Here is a 14,642-nt window from a genome sequence, read left to right as displayed (position 1 = left end):
TGTCACACCGTCGGCACCGCAGGAACGAAGGGCTCAGTATGGGGGACGAACCGAAGGCCGGCGCGGAGGCACCCGTGACGGGCGGGGAGAAGGCCGACCCCGGCACGGTTTTCGCCGCCCTCGCCGAGATCATCTATCAGGGCTCGGACGCCAACCAGATGTACGCCGCCATCTGCATCGCCGCCACCCTGGTCGTCCGTGGCTGTGACCACGCCAGCCTGTTGGTGCGTGACGGGGACCGCTACGTCACCGTGGGCGCGAGTGACCGCCTGGCCCAAGCCATCGACGAGCTGGAACGGCGTTCCGGCGACGGCCCCTGCATCGACGCGATCGAGGAGGAGACCCCCCAGATCGATCCGGACCTGACCACGCCGTCGCTGTGGCCCAAGCTGGCGGAGGTTCTGGTCGCCGAGACCCCGGTGCGGGGCGCGATGGGGTTTCGGCTCCTGGTGGACAAACGCAAGGGGGCCGCGCTCAACCTGTTCAGCGACACCCCGAACATTTTCGACGCCGAGTCCGCCGGGCGGGCGGCAGTGCTGGCCGCGTTCGCCAGTGTCGCCATCAACGCCGTCAACAAGGGCGAAGATGCCGCGAGCCTGCGGCGCGGACTGCTCAGCAACCGCGAGATCGGCAAGGCCGTCGGCATGTTGATGATGCTGCACGACATGGGCGAGGACGAGGCCTTCGACCTGTTGCGGCGCCACTCCCAGGCGCTGAACATCAAGCTTGCCGACGTCGCGCGGGAGGTGATCAATCAGCGCGGCCAGCTGCCGGCTTCCGACGACAACCAGCTTCCGCCGAATACGTAGGCCCGGTTATTCGGGCAGCCGCAGCTCGGGCTTCTCGACCTCTTCGATGTTGACGTCCTTGAAGGTGACCACCCGCACCTGCTTGACGAACCGCGCCGGCCGGTACATGTCCCACACCCAGGCATCGGACAGCCGCAGCTCGAAGTAGACCTCGCCGTCGGCGTTGCGGGGCGTCATCTCGACGCTGTTGGCCAGGTAAAACCGCCGTTCGGTCTCCACGACGTAGCTGAACTGGCCGACGATGTCCTTGTATTCGCGGTACAGCGAGAGCTCCATCTCGGTTTCATACTTTTCGAGATCTTCTGCACTCATCTGCTCAGACGTCCTTCTCCCAGACAGTTTTCCCCGGGCACCCGGCGCTAGCTACCGTCCGCCGGGGTGGGAATCCTGATCCCATCTTTCCTCACCGATATCCGTCGTGCTGCAGCGGTGGGTCCGGTTGGCAGTCGGCCACCACCCGGCCACCCGGCCCGTCGGCCACGCGCCGCACGTTGATGAACGAATAACGATGCTCGGGACACGGGCCCAGCCGGGTCAGCGCCGTGCTGTGGGCCGGCGTGCTGTAGCCCTTGTGCAGGGCGAAGCCGTAACCGGGGTGATCGGCCTCCATGGCGACCATCAACCGGTCCCGGCTGACCTTCGCCAGCACGCTGGCCGCGGCGATACACGCCGCGACCGCGTCGCCGCCGATGACCGGCAACGACGGGACGGCCAGCCCGGGCACCCGGAAGCCGTCGCTCAGCACGTAGCCGGGACGCACGGACAGCCCGGCGACGGCACGACGCATGCCTTCGATGTTGGCGACGTGCACGCCGCGCCGGTCCACCTCGGCCGGCGGGATGAATACCACGTGGTAGGCCAGCGCATACCGGCGGATCAGCGGGAACAGCTTCTCCCGGGCGGCCTCCGTCAACTTCTTGGAATCATCAAGCGCGGCAAGGCTTTCCATTCGCCCCGGCCCGAGCACGCAGGCCGCGACCACCAGCGGTCCGGCGCAGGCGCCGCGGCCGACCTCGTCGACGCCGGCCACCGGACCCAACCCGCTGCGGTACAGCGCCGACTCCAGGGTGCGCAACCCCGACGATCTGCGGATCACCGCCCGCGGCGGCCAAGTCGTGGCCATGGCTACCGATTCTGTTGCGGGTTCACCGATCCCACGCCACCCCATCGAGTCGGCGGCCACACGATGAACCTGGCTTTTCCGATCACGTTGGACACCGGCACCGTGCCCGACGTCGGGTCGCCGGTGCACAGCACACCCCTGAGGGCTTCGGCCGGCTCGCTGGTGCAGTGGGCCCGCGAATCCGCCGAGTGCGTCCGGTTGTCGCCCATCACCCACAGCCGTCCCGGCGGGACGGCGACCGGGCCGAACTCGCTGCCCAGGCATGGATACACCGATGGGTCGGCGGCCATGGTGTTGCGATCCAGGTACGGCTCCTTCAGCGGCTTGCCGTCGACCGTCAACCCGGTGTCGGCCCGGCACTGCACCGTCTGCCCGCCGACCGCGATGACCCGCTTGACCAGGTCGTTCTCGTCCGGCGGCACGAAGCCGATGAAGGACAGCGCGTCTTGCACCCAGCGCAGCACGGTGTTGTTGGACCTGATCGACTTGTAGCCGAGGTTCCAGGGCGGCGGCCCCTTGAAGACGATGACGTCACCGGGGTGCGGCGCGCTGAACCGGTAGGTGACCTTGTCGACCATGATCCGGTCGCCGACACAGCCCGTGCACCCGTGCAGCGTGGGCTCCATGGATTCGGACGGGATCAGGTAGGGCCGCGCCACGAAGGTCAGCATGACGTAGTAGAGGACGACGGCGATCACCGCCAGGATCGCGAATTCGCGCAGCGTCGAACGCTTGGGCTCCTCCGGTTCGCCGTCGTCGGGCGTCTCGGCCACCGGCCCCGGTTCGGGGATCGATCCGGCCGTCGTCGCGGCGTCGTCGGGGCGCGTCTCCGGATTGCGGGTAGAGACCTTCGGATCTGACTCGCCGGCGTGGGACTCGGGCTTCGATGAATCCGCGGTATCCGTCACGAGATCAGCGTAGCCAGCGCACGTTGTGGCCCGGTAAACCGGCGCACCGCAGAAACGATGGGACGGATCAGCAGCGCCGCCAAGGCGTCCCGGCTCAGCGCTTCTCCTTGATCTTGGCCTTCTTGCCGCGCAGTTCACGCAGGTAGTACAGCTTCGCGCGGCGGACGTCACCGCGGGTCACCACCTGGATGTGGTCGATGTTGGGCGAGTGCACCGGGAAGGTCCGCTCGACGCCGACGCCATAGCTTTCCTTGCGCACGGTGAACGTCTCACGGATGCCACCGCCCTGACGACGGATCACCACGCCCTTGAACACCTGGATACGCTCCTTGGCGCCCTCGATGACCTTGACGTGCACGTTGACGGTGTCGCCCGGGCCGAACACCGGGATATCGTCGCGCAGCGACGCCTGATCGACGAAGTCCAGCCGGTTCATGCGAGACACTTCCTTGCGGTCGCGGCCGACGGCAGCTACCCACACGCGGGTGTGAGGCGGTCGCCAAGCCGATGGTTTCGGGCTTTCTGGCGTATCTCGCAGCAGGCGGGAAAAGGGCCAACCGGCCTGCAACCGCTGGAGACAACTGGTCAATTGTGCCAGACGGGGCGCGTACCGCGGAAATCACAGCGAGTCGGCGGTTCACAACGCGCCAAACGCGCTGGTAAATGGTACATATGACTGGGGTCAGAACGCGCTACCCGCACTCGGAGCGTGATGGCCGGTGGAGCTGGCGCGACGGACCCGCTCTTGCCCTGTGTCTAAGTCACGCTGGAGGAGACGAATGCGGGTACGTCCGCTGACGCTGTTCACCGCTACCGCGGCGGTGACGTTGGTGGTTGCCGCCGGCTCCGAGGTGCTGGTCCAGGCAAAGGTCTACAGCCTCCCGGTCACCGCGCCCGTTCGGGTCATCTCCGCGCCACCCACCTCGGCTCCCCCGCAGTCGGCCGCGCTGATGCTCGAGGCGGCCACGCCGCCGCAGCCGTCCCAGGCGCTGCCGAGCTCGGGATTCGGCCAGCTGCAGGCCCGCGTCCAGCAGGCCGCCGAAGAGGCCGCCAGCAGCGGCGCCGCGCTGTCGGTGGCCATCCTCGATCGCAGCACGCATCAGCTGATCGCCAACGGGAACAGCCAGGTCATCGGCACCGCGTCGGTCGCGAAGCTGTTCATCGCCGACGATCTGCTGCTGCACGAATCCGAGGGCAAGACGCCGCTGAACGCCGACGACCGTCAGGCCCTGGACATCATGCTGCAGTCATCCGACGACGGCGCGGCCGAGAAGTTCTGGGGTCAGGGCGGCGGCGCCGCCATCATCACCGAGGTCGCGGCCCGCTACGGCCTGACCTCCACCACCCCGCCCAGCGACGGGCGCTGGTGGAACACCATGAGCTCGGTGACCGACCTGATCCGCTACTACGAGATGCTGCTGGACGGCGCGGGCGGCCTGCCGGCCGATGACGCCAAGATCATCGTGAATGACCTGTCCCAGTCCACCCCCAACGGCCTCGACGGCTACCCGCAGCGATTCGGCATCCCGGACGGTCTGTACGCCGAACCGGTCGCGGTCAAGCAGGGCTGGATGTGCTGCATCGGCAGCGACTGGATGCATTTGTCGACCGGCGTGATCGGGGCCGACCGCCGCTACATCATGGTGGTCCAGTCCCTGCAGACCGCCGATGACGCCACCGCCCGCGACACCATCACCCGGGCGGTCAAGACGATCTTTCCCGAGGGCCGCATCGAGGCGTCCCGGCGCGGGCTCTAATCCCGCGGGTCGAGCAGTTCGGGGCGGCGTTCGCGGGTGCGCTGCAGCGAGATTTCCCGGCGCCACGCCGCGACGCGCGCGTGGTCGCCGGACAACAGCACCTCGGGAACGTCGAGCCCGCGCCAGCTCGGCGGCCGGGTATAGCTGGGACCCTCCAGCAGCCGATCCAGGGCCGGAGAGTGCGAATCGTATTGGTGCGAGGCCGGATTGCCGAGCACTCCCTCGAGCAGGCGCACCACGGCCTCGATCATCACCACGGCGGCCGACTCGCCGCCCGGCAGCACGTAGTCGCCGATCGAGACTTCTTCGACCCGCATCCGCCGCCCGGCATCCTCGATGACCCGCTGGTCGATGCCCTCGTAGCGACCACAGGCGAACACCAGTTGGGTTTCGGCGCTCCAGCGGGCGGCCGTCTCTTGCGTGAACAACCGACCGGCCGGCGTGGTAACGACCAAAAGCGTTTCCTCCGAGGCGATTTCATCTAGCGCCTCGCCCCAGACCGGCGCCTTCATCACCATCCCCGGGCCCCCGCCGTAGGGGGAATCGTCGACCGAGCGGTGCACGTCGTGCGTCCAGCGCCGCAAGTCATGGACCCGCAGATCGACCAGGCCGGACTGGATCGCCCTGCCTGGCAAGGATTGCCGCAACGGGTCCAGATAAGCCGGGAAGATGGTGACGACGTCGATTCTCATATCGGAGATCCCCGCTACAGATCCAGCAGGCCTTCGGGCGGATCGATCTCGACCACGCCGTCGTCCAGCGACACCGAGGTGACGATCGCGGTCACGAACGGCACCAACACTTCCCGCTTCGCGTCACCGGCGACCGCCTCACTCCGCACCGCCAACAATTCACCGGCCGCGGTGTGCAACACCTCGGCGACGACGCCGACCTGCTCGCCCGCGACGGTGCGGACGTGCAGGCCTTCGAGTTGATGGTCGTAGTAGGTGTCCGCCTCGTCGATGGCGGGCAAGTCCTCGGAGTCGACGACGAACAGGGTGCCGCGCAGCTCGTCGGCGCCGTCGCGGTCGGTGATGCCTTCCAGCCGCACCAACAGCCGCCCGCCATGCTCGCGCACACTCTCGATGACGACGCTGCGTTCCGCACCGCCACGATAGGGCTTGGCGCGCAACGTGTTACCCCGCGAGAACCGGGCGGCGGGATCGTCGGTGCGGATCTCCACCACCAGCTCGCCGCTGATGCCGTGGGCTTTCACCACGCGCCCGACGGTCAACTCCAAGGGAGTTCCATCAGCGACTACTGGTCGGTGTCCACCACGTCGACGCGGATGCCGCGACCGCCGATACCGGCGACCAGCGTGCGCAACGCGGTCGCGGTGCGACCCCCGCGGCCGATCACCTTGCCCAGGTCGTCGGGGTGGACGTGGACCTCGACCGTCCGCCCCCGGCGGCTGGTCACCATGTCCACCCGGACATCGTCGGGGTTGTCGACAATCCCGCGGACCAGATGCTCAACAGCGTCAACGACAACCGTACTCATCGCCGCGGTCAGCTTTCGGTCGTCGGCTCGGCCTGCTCGCCGGCCTCGGCGGGCGCCTCGGCCTCAGCGGCGGGCTCCGCGGGCGTCTCGGCGGCGGCCCCGGGCTCGTCGGCCTTCGCGGCCTTCTTGGCCGGGGCCTTCTTCTTCGGGTTCGCGGCCTCGGTGGTCGGTCCGCCGTCGGCCTCCGCCAGCGCGGCGTTGAACAGCTCCAGCTTGCTGGGCTTGGCCGGGGCGACCTTCAGGCGGCCTTCGGCGCCGGGCAGGCCCTTGAACTTCTGCCAGTCACCGGTGATCTTCAGCAGCTTGAGGACGGGCTCGGTGGGCTGGGCACCCACGGACAGCCAGTACTGCGCGCGCTCCGAGTTGATCTCGATGAGGCTCGGGTCTTCCTTCGGGTGGTAACGGCCGATGACCTCGATGGAGCGTCCGTCGCGCCGGGTCCGCGCGTCGGCGACGGCGATGCGGTACTGGGGATTGCGGATCTTGCCAAGCCGGGTGAGCTTGATCTTCACAGCCATGGTTAAGCGATTTCTCCTGTGTGTGTCACGCTGCGATTCAGCGATCGGGGCGGGATGCCCGGATCCGGTTTCGCCTCGCGTGTATGACCGGTCGGCGATGCGTAATCGCGCGGCGGACAGCCGCCCATTGTGCCAGACCAGGGGCGGCGATCAGAAATCGCGCGGGCGCGCCGCCGAGATTGCCGTCATGGTCGCTTCCGGCGTGCGTGGCACAGCCCTGACGGCAATCTCGGCGAAAAACAATGCGGCGCTCACATCACTTTCTGGAAGACCTTGGTCTCCGCCCGCCGGGTCATGCGCCAGCCGTCGGGCGTGCGCAGGAACTCGTCGTCGTACCAGAGTCCGCAGAACAGCACCTGGTCGGTGTCGCCGCCCAGCACCATCGGGTTGAAGCAGATCACCCGCGAGGTGGCCTTGTCCCCGTCCATGTGGACCGAGAAATTGCCCAGCATGTGCGCGTACACCGGGAAGTTGGGCAGCACCTCGGCCAGCCACTTCTTCACCTCCGGGTAGCGCCCCTCGATGCCGCCGAGCGCCGTGTAGTCGATGTAGGCGTCGGGCGTGAACACCTTGTCCAGGTCGTCGAATCGGCGCTGGTCAATGGCGGTGGAGTAGTCGACCAGAAGCTGCTGGATCTCGAGGCGGTCGGAGATTTCGGCCAGGCTCAACATGCATCGGACAGTACTGAAGATCGACGACGAACAGGCCCGGAAGTTAGACTTTCGGCCCATGCGCAAGGTCATGGCCGCAGCCGCGGCCCTGTTCACGGTGGGTGCGTGCGGTGCCACCGTCCCCACATCCTGGGCCGACAGCATGCAACCGGTCGGCTCGATCCCCATTCCCGACGGCCCGGCCCAGACCTGGATCGTCGCCGACCTCGACAGCGGTCAGGTGCTGGCCGGCCGGGACCAGAACGTGCCCCACCCGCCGGCGAGCACCATCAAGACGCTGCTGGCCCAGGTGGTCCTGGACTCGGTGAGCCTGGACTCGACCGTCGTCGCCGACGTCGCCGACACCCAGGTGGAGTGCAACTGCGTCGGCATCAAACCGGGCCGCACCTACACCGCGCGCCAGCTCCTCGACGGCCTGCTGCTGGTCTCGGGGAACGACGCCGCCAACACGCTGGCGCACATGCTGGGCGGCCCGGACGCCACCGTCGCCAAGATGAACGCCAAGGCGGCCTCGCTCGGGGCCACCAATACCCACGCGGCGACGCCCTCCGGTCTGGACGGCCCCGGCGGGTCGGGCGCGTCGACCGCGCACGACCTGGCGGTCATCTTCCGCGCGGCGATGGCTAACCCGGTGTTCGCGCAGATCACCGCCGAGCCCTCGGCGATGTTCCCGGGCGATAACGGCGATCACCCGATCACCAACCAGGACGAGCTGTTGCAGCGCTACCCCGGCGCGATCGGGGGCAAGACCGGCTTCACCAACGCCGCCCGCAAGACCTTCGTGGGGGCCGCCGCGCGCGGTGGCCGCCGGCTGGTGATCGCCATGATGTACGGGCTGATCAAGGAGGGCGGGCCGACGTACTGGGATCAGGCGGCGACGCTGTTCGACTGGGGATTCGCACAAAGCCCGCAGTCCAGCATCGGCTCGCTGTAAGCGCCCCGTCAGGAGTCCGCGCCGGGCAGCGCCGCGGTCAGCAACGCCATCAGCACCGGAATCCGCTGGGCCGCGATCTCCGGTTGCGGCAGTACGCCTTCCACCACGGCGGCCCCGTCGAACACGTTGGTCATCAGCGCCACGAACACCGGGAAGGTGTTCTCGGGGAAGCGTTCGGCGCCCGGTAGCGCGCGGGCCGCGTCGTGGATCTTCGCCGCGTACTGCCCCAGCTCGTGTTGCAAAGTCTCCCTGAGCTTTTCGTCGGTGCGGGCGGCGACCAGCAGTTCGTAGATGACAGCGTTGGCCGGGCCGCAGGTGATGTCGCGCAGGATCACCAGCGCCGCTTCGAGCGCCGGCCGGTCGGGGGGTATCGCGGCGACCCCCTTGGTGAACGACTCCAGTTGGCGGCGTAGCACTTCCGAGGCGGTGGCCGCCATGAAGTCGCCCATGGTGTCGAAGTGCCGGAACAGCGCACCGACCGACACCCCGGCCCGCTTGGTGATGACCGCGGCCGACGCCCGGGCGTAGCCGACCTCGATGATGGTGGCGATGCAGGCGTCGATGAGCCGTCCGACGGTTTCCTCGCGGCGCTGCTGCTGGGTTCTGGCCATGTCAGGCGGTAACGCTTAGCGCGCTGCGTTCCCGGCGGGTGCGCTCCCCCGCCCGCAGGTAGCGGCCCGACCGCACGGATTGGCCGTAGCCGTCCCGGAATTCACCTTTCGGCTGGCTTCCGCCGAAGACCACCACGCCGCCCACACCGGTGGCCACGACGGCGTCGTCGTTGCGGTTGACCATGCGCCGCAGGCCGCCGTAGAACGGCACCGCTTCCTCGTGGTAGCTGTCGACGGAGTCGTTGAGGCCGGCAGGGTCGATCACCACGAAGTCCGCACGGTCGCCCTGGCACAGGGTGCCGGCGTCGATGCCGAACCACTCGCCCAGTTCACCGGTGAGCCGATGCACCGCCTGCTCGATGGACATGAAGGGCGCACCGGCGCGGTAGGCGTCGCGGGCGCGCTTGAGCATCCGCAACGGGAAGTTGTAGAAAGCCATGTTGCGCAGGTGCGCGCCCGCATCCGAGAAGCCCATGTGCACGCTGCCCTCGTTGGCGAGTGCGTCCAGCAGCTTGGGGCGATGGTTGGCGACGACGGTCGTCCACCGGACGTTGCGTTCACCGTTCTCGACGAGCACGTCCAGGAATGCGTCGAGCGGGTGCAGCCTGCGCTCGTCGGCGATCGCGCCGAAGCTCTTGCCCACCAACGACTTGTCCGGGCATTCGACGATGACCGCGTCGTGGAAGTCGCGGTGCCACAGCGACGGCCCGAGCTTGACGCGGTCGAACTCGCGCCGGAACTGCCGCCGGTATTCCTTGTCCGCCAGTAACTCGTTGCGCTGCAACTGTTCCCGCAGGTGCAGGGCGGCCGTTCCGGCGCCGAATTCCTCGAAGACCGGCAGATCGATTCCGTCGGAGTACAACTCGAATGGCACCGGCAGATGCTGGAATCGCACGGCGGCGCCCAGCAGCTTGTTCAGCAGGCGTGCCCCCGGGCCGAAGACGTACACCGAGAGCGGCATGGATTTGGCGTCGGCGGACACGAGCATGCTCATCCGAACGCCCTTGCCCCAGTTGAGTATCCGGCTGCTGGCCAGGAAGAAGAGCATTCCGGTGGACGGCTTCGCCACGTTGGGGGCGCTCTGCAGAATCCGGCCGCGCTTGCGCAGCACCTTGATCAGCCTGCGCCGTTCTCGCCACGTCGCGAAGGTGGACGGCAGGGCGCGCGAGCGGAACCGTTCGCCGTCGAGTTTGTCGATGGCGGCGTCCATCCCGGACATGCCGAGCACCCCGGCGTCGAGGGCCTCGTCCAGCAGGCCGGCCATCTTCTCCAGCTCGTCGGCGGTGGGCCGCACCGTGGCGTCAGTGGCCCGATCCAGCCCGAGCACCGCGGTACGCAGGTCCGAATGACCAAGCAGCGAGCCGACATTGGGCCCCAACGGCAGGGCGTCGATCGCCTCGATGTATTCCGCGGCCGTTGACCAGGTCCGGTTGGAGCTCAACGCGCCGAAGACGTATTCGCGCGGCACCGCCTCCACCCGGCTGAACAGGTCGGCGGCGTCCTCGGAATCGGCGTAGACCGTCGACAACGAGCAGTTGCCCAGCAACACCGTGGTGACCCCGTGGCGCACCGACTCGCGCAGTCCGGGATCCAGCAGCACCTCGGCGTCGTAATGGGTGTGCACGTCGAGGAAGCCGGGCACCACCCACTTGCCAGCCGCGTCGATCACCTCGGGACAACCGGTCTCGTCCAGCGGCTCCGCGGACACGGCGGCCACGACGCCGGCGCGGATACCGAGCGTGCGCGTCAGCGGCGCACTGCCGGTGCCGTCGAACCACAATCCGTCGCGAATGATCACGTCGTAGGCCACGGTTTCCTCCATGTCGTCGATTGCCGGAACACTAACATAGATAGCAAGCACTCGCAATCTTTTTCTGACGCGAACTCGGAAATATTCGGCGCCGGTGGTCAGTGTGCGTTACCGGCGGACACCGGGCCCGCAACCGCGGTGAACTCGGCGCGGCGGGTGGCGATGCGGGGTCCGCCGAGCAATGGCGGCACGACGTGCGCTAGGCCGGTGAAGGAAAGATCTTGCCGCGCAACATGATCAGGTCGGGGCTTCTCAGCACGGCCGGACCCGAGCGGGGGTCGTCCGAGTAGCACAGCAGGTCCGCCGAGGCGCCGTGATCCAGCCCGGGCCGGCCCAGCCAGCGGCGCGCGTCCCAGCACGCTGCACCTAGCGCCTCGGTCGGGCTCATCCCGATGCTCTTGAGCGCCTCGACCTCGTCGGCGATGCGCCCGGGCACGACCATGGTGCCGGCGTCGCTGCCGGCGTAGATCGGTACGCCCGCGTCGCGGGCGGCCGCGATCCGGGACAGGCCGCGGGCGTGCAGGTCGCGCATGTGCGCGGCGTACGCCGGATACTTCGCGGCCGCGACGGCGATGCCGGGGAAGTTCTCGACGATGTTGACCAGCGTCGGCACCAGGACGGTGCCGTGCTCGACCATCAACTCGACGGTGTCGTCGTCCAGGCCGGTGCCGTGCTCGATGCAGTCGATGCCGGCGTTGATCAGACCGGGCAGCGCGTCCTCACTGAAGACGTGCGCGGTGACCCGGGCGCCGTGGGCGTGGGCGGTTTCGATGGCGGCCTTGAGCACGTCGTCGGACCACAGCGGGGCCAGATCGCCGACGCTGCGGTCGATCCAGTCGCCGACCAGCTTGATCCAGCCGTCGCCGCGCTTGGCCTCCTCGGCCACCGCCGCCGGCAGCTGCCACTCGTCGTTGAGCTCGCGCGAGAAGCCCGCCGCGTACCGCTTGGGTCTGGCCAGATGCTTGCCCGCCCGGATGATGCGGGGCAGATCGTCGCGGTCGTCGAGGCTGCGGGTGTCGGTGGGCGAGCCGCAGTCCCGCAACAGCAGCGCGCCGACGTCGCGTTCGATCTCGGCCTGGGCGATCGCGTCGTCGAGCGGGATCTCGCCGTGATCGCCCAGCCCGACGTGGCAGTGGGCGTCGACCAGACCGGGCACGATCCAGCCGCCGTCGAAGACAGTGTCGGCGCCCGCGACCGGTTCGGCGCTGATGCGGCCGTCGACGATCCACAGTTCGATCTCGGTCTCGTCGGGCAGGCCCACGCCCCGTACGTGCATGCGCACCGGGCGGCTACTTCCTTCCGGGGTTGCCCGGGAACTTCAGCTTGGACAGGTCGAAGTCGGCCAGACCGGGCGGCAGCTCGTTGAGGCCCTCGGGCATTTGCGACAGGTCGGGCAAGCCGGCCGGCATGCCCGGCATCGCAGCGCGCAGCGGGTTGCGGACCTTCGGCGGTGTCGGGCCGCGTCCGCCCTTCTTGCCCTTCTTGCCCTTCGCTCCCTTGGACTTTCGCGTCGCCGACTTGCGACCCAGGCCGGGGATACCCATGCCACCGAGCATGGACGACATCATCTTGCGGGCCTCGAAGAAGCGGTCGACCAGCTGGTTGACCTCGGACACCGTGACGCCCGAACCGTTTGCGATACGCAGCCGCCGCGACGCGTTGATGATCTTCGGATCGGCGCGCTCCGCGGGGGTCATGCCACGAATGATGGCCTGCAGGCGGTCGAGCTGGCGGTCGTCGACCTGGGCCAGCGCGTCCTTCATCTGCCCGGCGCCGGGCAGCATGCCCAGCAGGTTGCCGATCGGGCCCATCTTGCGGATGGCCAGCATCTGCTCCAGGAAGTCCTCGAGCGTGAGCTCGCCGCTGCCGATCTTGACCGCCGCGGCCTCGGCCTGTTCGGCGTCGAAGACCTGCTCGGCCTGCTCGATCAGGCTCAGCACGTCGCCCATGCCCAGGATGCGGCTGGACATCCGGTCGGGGTGGAAGACGTCGAAGTCCTCCAGCTTCTCGCCGGTGGAGGCGAAAAGGATTGGGACGCCGGTCACCTCGCGCACCGATAAGGCGGCGCCACCGCGGGCGTCGCCGTCGAGCTTGGTCAGCACCACCCCCGTGAACCCGACACCCTCGCGGAACGCCTCGGCGGTGGTGACGGCGTCCTGGCCGATCATCGCGTCCAGCACGAACAGCACCTCGTCGGGATTGATGGCGTCGCGGATGGCCGCGGCCTGGGCCATCAGCTCGTCGTCGATGCCCAGCCGGCCGGCGGTGTCGACGATGACGACGTCGAAATGCTTGGCCTGCGCCTCGGCGAGCCCGGCGGCCGCCACCGCGACCGGATCACCGGGCCCGGACTCGGGGGACGCGCCAGGATGGGGCGCGAAGACGGGTACCCCGGCGCGCTCACCGACGACTTGCAGCTGGTTCACCGCGGCCGGGCGCTGCAGGTCGCAGGCCACCAGCAGCGGCGTGTGGCCCTGACCGCGCAGCCAGGCGGCCAGCTTGCCGGCCAGGGACGTCTTACCGGATCCCTGCAGACCGGCGAGCATCACCACGGTCGGCGGGGTCTTGGCGAACGCCAGCTGGCGGGTCTGTCCGCCCAGGATGCCGATGAGTTCTTCGTTGACGATCTTGACGACCTGCTGCGCCGGGTTGAGGGCCCCGGAGACCTCGGCGCCCTTGGCGCGGTCCTTGATCCGGGTGACGAAGGCGCGCACCACGGGCAACGACACGTCGGCTTCCAGCAGCGCCAGCCGGATCTCGCGGGTAGTGGCCTCGATATCGGCGTCGGTCAGACGACCCTTGCCGCGTAGTCCCTGAAGGGCTCCGGTCAACCGGTCGGACAGCGATTCAAACACCCCGCCAGCCTAGTGGTGATCGCGAGCGCCGCGCCGCGGGGCGCAGCGGGTCACCACTCATCGGACCTAGTGGTGATCGCGAGCGCCGCGCCGCAGGGCGCAGCGGGTCACCACTCATCGGACCTAGTGGTGATCGCGAGCGCCGCGCCGCGGGGCGCAGCGGGTCACCACTCATCGGACCTAGTGGTGATCGCGAGCGCCGTCCCCATCGCCGCGAGCGTGACGTTGGCGTCACGCTCGACGACCACCGTGACGCTAGCGTCACGCTCGGCGCCTTCAAAGGGCTTGACGGCGCGCCGGCAGCGAAGAAAAGTCAGCTCATGCTCGAGGTGATCGACAAAGGGTGCTGCAGCCCAGCGCATCCGGTGCCGCTGCTCTTCGTGCACGGCGGCTGGCATGGCGCGTGGTGCTGGGAGCACTTTCTGGACTTCTTCGCCGACGCCGGCTACCGGGCGGTGGCGGTGAGCCTGCGCGGGCACGGCGCCAGCCCGACGTCCAAGCCGCTGCCGAAGGTGTCCATCGCCGACTACATCGACGACGTCCGTACGGTGGCCGACGACCTGGGCGGCGCGCCGATCCTGATCGGCCATTCCCTGGGCGGGTTCGTGATCCAGCGCTATCTCGAAGATCGGACCGCCCCGGCCGCGGTGCTGGTGGGCTCCGTGCCGCCGCAGGGCGTGCTCACGCTGGCGTTGCGCGTGTGGCGCCGCCGGCCGTCGATGACGATGGAATCGTGGACCGATCCCACGCTGCTGAAATTCCTCGCCACCCCGGCGCTGGCCCGCGAATATCTGTTCTGCGCCGACACGCCCGAGGGCGTCGTCGAATCCTGCCGGCAACGCGCCGGAGCCGAGAGTGTTCGCGCCGCCATGACCGATCCGATCGTCCGCCGCGTCAGAACCAAGCGGGTGACGACGCCGATCCTGGTCCTGGGCGCCGAGTACGACGGCTTCGTCAGCGTCCGCGAGGTGCGCAACACCGCGCGGGCCTACCGAACCGAGCCGGAATTCTTCTCCATGGGCCACAACATGATGCTCGAACCGCGCTGGGCCGACGTTGCCCGACGCATCCATGAATGGCTGCAGACCCGCGAAACGGCGCGCCCGACACGATAGCCGATCGAGTCGTTACTACGCCGAAAAGCGT

17 protein-coding genes and 1 pseudogene are annotated in these 14,642 nt (G+C 68.5%); 4 read left to right on the top strand and 14 right to left on the bottom strand.

Annotation, left to right across the window (positions count from 1 at the left end; all coding sequences use genetic code 11):
* The first annotated feature begins 38 nt into the window (after positions 1 to 38).
* Complete coding sequence (locus tag G6N50_RS00910) at positions 39 to 809, top strand: GAF and ANTAR domain-containing protein (protein WP_083097435.1); 771 nt, start codon at positions 39 to 41, stop codon at positions 807 to 809.
* Positions 810 to 815: 6 nt separating this feature from the next.
* On the opposite strand, the gene G6N50_RS00905 is transcribed toward G6N50_RS00910, so the two are convergent.
* From G6N50_RS00905 to rplS, 4 genes and pseudogenes are all read right to left on the bottom strand, one after another.
* Complete coding sequence (locus G6N50_RS00905) at positions 816 to 1,121, bottom strand: DUF2469 domain-containing protein (protein WP_003875077.1); 306 nt, start codon at positions 1,119 to 1,121, stop codon at positions 816 to 818.
* Between the two features lie 51 nt (positions 1,122 to 1,172).
* A pseudogene (locus G6N50_RS00900) lies at positions 1,173 to 1,932 on the bottom strand (ribonuclease HII).
* Between the two features lie 2 nt (positions 1,933 to 1,934).
* Complete coding sequence (gene lepB / locus G6N50_RS00895) at positions 1,935 to 2,840, bottom strand: signal peptidase I (protein ID WP_083097431.1); 906 nt, start codon at positions 2,838 to 2,840, stop codon at positions 1,935 to 1,937.
* Positions 2,841 to 2,934: 94 nt separating this feature from the next.
* Positions 2,935 to 3,276, bottom strand: a complete 342-nt coding sequence (gene rplS / locus G6N50_RS00890) for a 50S ribosomal protein L19 (RefSeq protein ID WP_067130769.1) — start codon at positions 3,274 to 3,276, stop codon at positions 2,935 to 2,937.
* A 343-nt stretch (positions 3,277 to 3,619) separates the two neighbouring features.
* Here rplS and G6N50_RS00885 point away from each other — a divergent pair, with 343 nt between their 5' ends.
* Complete coding sequence (locus tag G6N50_RS00885) at positions 3,620 to 4,597, top strand: serine hydrolase (protein WP_083097429.1); 978 nt, start codon at positions 3,620 to 3,622, stop codon at positions 4,595 to 4,597.
* On the opposite strand, the gene trmD is transcribed toward G6N50_RS00885, so the two are convergent.
* The 5 genes from trmD to G6N50_RS00860 form a co-directional block, all read right to left on the bottom strand.
* Complete coding sequence (trmD, locus tag G6N50_RS00880; protein WP_083097428.1) at positions 4,594 to 5,289, bottom strand: tRNA (guanosine(37)-N1)-methyltransferase TrmD; 696 nt, start codon at positions 5,287 to 5,289, stop codon at positions 4,594 to 4,596. The two genes, G6N50_RS00885 and trmD, sit on opposite strands and share 4 nt — an antisense overlap.
* A gap of 14 nt (positions 5,290 to 5,303) precedes the next feature.
* Positions 5,304 to 5,837, bottom strand: coding sequence for a ribosome maturation factor RimM (gene rimM / locus G6N50_RS00875; RefSeq protein WP_083097426.1), 534 nt, complete (start codon positions 5,835 to 5,837; stop codon positions 5,304 to 5,306).
* A 17-nt stretch (positions 5,838 to 5,854) separates the two neighbouring features.
* A complete protein-coding gene (locus tag G6N50_RS00870) occupies positions 5,855 to 6,097 on the bottom strand; it encodes an RNA-binding protein (protein WP_003878715.1) in 243 nt (80 codons plus the stop codon).
* Between the two features lie 8 nt (positions 6,098 to 6,105).
* Positions 6,106 to 6,615, bottom strand: a complete 510-nt coding sequence (gene rpsP, locus G6N50_RS00865) for a 30S ribosomal protein S16 (RefSeq protein ID WP_083097425.1) — start codon at positions 6,613 to 6,615, stop codon at positions 6,106 to 6,108.
* Positions 6,616 to 6,866: 251 nt separating this feature from the next.
* Entirely contained in the window at positions 6,867 to 7,286 is a 420-nt protein-coding gene (locus G6N50_RS00860; RefSeq protein ID WP_083097423.1) for a nuclear transport factor 2 family protein, read from the bottom strand.
* A 58-nt stretch (positions 7,287 to 7,344) separates the two neighbouring features.
* Here G6N50_RS00860 and G6N50_RS00855 point away from each other — a divergent pair, with 58 nt between their 5' ends.
* Positions 7,345 to 8,220, top strand: coding sequence for a D-alanyl-D-alanine carboxypeptidase family protein (locus G6N50_RS00855; protein ID WP_083097467.1), 876 nt, complete (start codon positions 7,345 to 7,347; stop codon positions 8,218 to 8,220).
* Between the two features lie 8 nt (positions 8,221 to 8,228).
* Here the strand turns inward: G6N50_RS00855 and G6N50_RS00850 are convergent, their stop codons facing one another.
* From G6N50_RS00850 to G6N50_RS00830, 5 genes are all read right to left on the bottom strand, one after another.
* Positions 8,229 to 8,831 carry a TetR/AcrR family transcriptional regulator gene (locus G6N50_RS00850; protein WP_083097421.1) on the bottom strand — a complete coding sequence of 201 codons (603 nt, stop codon included), beginning with the start codon at positions 8,829 to 8,831 and terminating at the stop codon, positions 8,229 to 8,231.
* 1 nt (position 8,832) lies between these two features.
* Positions 8,833 to 10,653, bottom strand: coding sequence for an N-acyl-D-amino-acid deacylase family protein (locus G6N50_RS00845; protein WP_083097420.1), 1,821 nt, complete (start codon positions 10,651 to 10,653; stop codon positions 8,833 to 8,835).
* Positions 10,654 to 10,840: 187 nt separating this feature from the next.
* Positions 10,841 to 11,917: a metal-dependent hydrolase family protein gene (locus G6N50_RS00840; protein WP_142275669.1), complete on the bottom strand. Its 1,077-nt coding sequence runs from the start codon at positions 11,915 to 11,917 to the stop codon at positions 10,841 to 10,843.
* 13 nt (positions 11,918 to 11,930) lie between these two features.
* Positions 11,931 to 13,496, bottom strand: coding sequence for a signal recognition particle protein (gene ffh, locus G6N50_RS00835; protein WP_083097416.1), 1,566 nt, complete (start codon positions 13,494 to 13,496; stop codon positions 11,931 to 11,933).
* 164 nt (positions 13,497 to 13,660) lie between these two features.
* On the bottom strand, positions 13,661 to 13,882 hold the full coding sequence (locus tag G6N50_RS00830; protein ID WP_163650777.1) for a hypothetical protein: 222 nt from the start codon (positions 13,880 to 13,882) through the stop codon (positions 13,661 to 13,663).
* Here G6N50_RS00830 and G6N50_RS00825 point away from each other — a divergent pair.
* The gene (locus G6N50_RS00825) at positions 13,817 to 14,611 is read left to right on the top strand and encodes an alpha/beta hydrolase (RefSeq protein WP_083097415.1); all 795 of its coding nucleotides are present in this window, start codon (positions 13,817 to 13,819) and stop codon (positions 14,609 to 14,611) included. The two genes, G6N50_RS00830 and G6N50_RS00825, sit on opposite strands and share 66 nt — an antisense overlap.
* Positions 14,612 to 14,642: the final 31 nt, after the last annotated feature.

Source organism: Mycobacterium mantenii (assembly GCF_010731775.1).
Classification (GTDB): domain Bacteria; phylum Actinomycetota; class Actinomycetes; order Mycobacteriales; family Mycobacteriaceae; genus Mycobacterium; species Mycobacterium mantenii.
Note: the sequence above shows the minus strand (reverse complement) of the source record. Positions and strands in the feature narration are given on the sequence as shown.